Annotated in this window: 1 protein-coding gene; it reads left to right on the forward strand. The window is 35.0% G+C overall.

Features of this window, described 5'->3' with window-relative positions; translation table 11 throughout:
- A partial coding sequence (locus WFK35_RS22660; protein ID WP_336734889.1) for an alpha/beta hydrolase family protein occupies positions 1 to 1,619 on the forward strand: 1,619 nt, incomplete at both ends.

Consider the following 1,619-nt stretch of genomic DNA (forward strand, 5'->3'; position numbering starts at 1 on the left):
CAGATTCAGAAAGGACATAATCAATTGACTATACTCGATTCAGAACATGACTATAAAAAGGTAATTCAATTAAACGTTCCAAGCAAATCAGAATTAAGTTTGACGGAAATTCAAAATGGAAAGTACTTTCTCATCAATTCAAGGGTAAGATTCTCCGAAGAGCAGTCTTCCTTGGTTGACATATGGTATGGCAATGATCCATTTGTCAACCTACATAAAAGAATGTACGTAAATAACGAATACTGGTTATGGGATACGATAGCGAATAAACTGCAGTCATTAAAAATTCAGGAGAACCATGTACTTGAATCTTTAAATAATGCTCGATATTTTCTGACCTATCTACCTAGAAAAGATTACAATTTTAATACGTTTACGCCAGATATCAATGATGCCTATATATTTGATATATCAACAGAAAGTTTAACAGCAATCGGCAGCTTAAAACAAATACCTACTTTAACAAAAGGTTGGAGACCCGACTTTGTGGGAAATAGGTTTTTTTGTTCCAAGAATGGCAGGTTGTTCCTAGCGAGCAATGATGGTAAAAATTGGTCCTTGTTCAGTACTTCGGGCAAGAGAGAAGCCTTAATAGAAAAATTTGGTCTTGAAAAACCTGTTTTTACGGCAAACAGCAATCAAATTTATTTTGAAAGCAGTGACGACCTCTGGAAATATGACATCAATAGAAAGAAGTTGACCGCTTTGGGCATTGCAAAAGGAAAAAAAGTTGAAATTAAAAATCAAACTAACGAATTTGGTGAAAGTACATTAAATTCATTTTTACCGGAAGATTCCATATTGCTGGAAGTATATGATAATTATTCAAATAAAACTTTTTACAATATGTACCGCAAGGGAAAATGGAAAGAGGTTGTACCGGAAACAGAAAACAGGATTGACTCTGATCATCTACTTTTCAACAGAAATATGACATCCTTTTATACGTTGGAAAGAAATTTCAACCAGCCTCCTACATTGTATTCCTATGTCAATGGACATAAAAATAAATTGTTCAATGCCGGAATTAAGGATGTTGAAGCACAAAAGATCAAACAGAAAATTTATAATTTCAAAGCTGTTGGAAAAAATCTAAGGGGTATTTTATACTATCCAATAGACTATGATCCAAAGGGAAAATATCCAATGGTAGTCCATATCTATCAGGTACAACGGACTTTAAGCAATGATTATCTTTCTCCAAATAATGTATCACCTGTAGGATTCCAGATCAGGACTTTATTGGAACGAGGGTATTTTGTATATCTCCCCGATATAGAACAAGGCAAGGATGGCCCCGGCATGTCAGCTTTAGAATGCGTAAATAGCGCGCTGGATGCTTTATTGAAAAACCCTCTAATTGATCAGGATAGAATCGCGCTTTTAGGACATTCGTATGGTGGTTATGAAACCAATTTCATCGCCACACAATCGCAGCGCTTTAAGACATATGTATCAGGAGCAGGTTTCAGTGATCTGATCAGCAGTTACCATTCTTATAGTTATCAGTATGTTAAACCGTTTTATTTCTTTTATGAAACTGGGCAGTTCAAGATGGGAGACTCAGTGGCTGAAGATAAAGAAAAATATTTACTGAATAGTCCTATTTTAAATGTTGA

This window comes from Chryseobacterium sp. VD8, from assembly GCF_037149975.1.
In the GTDB taxonomy this organism is placed as follows: domain Bacteria; phylum Bacteroidota; class Bacteroidia; order Flavobacteriales; family Weeksellaceae; genus Chryseobacterium; species Chryseobacterium indicum.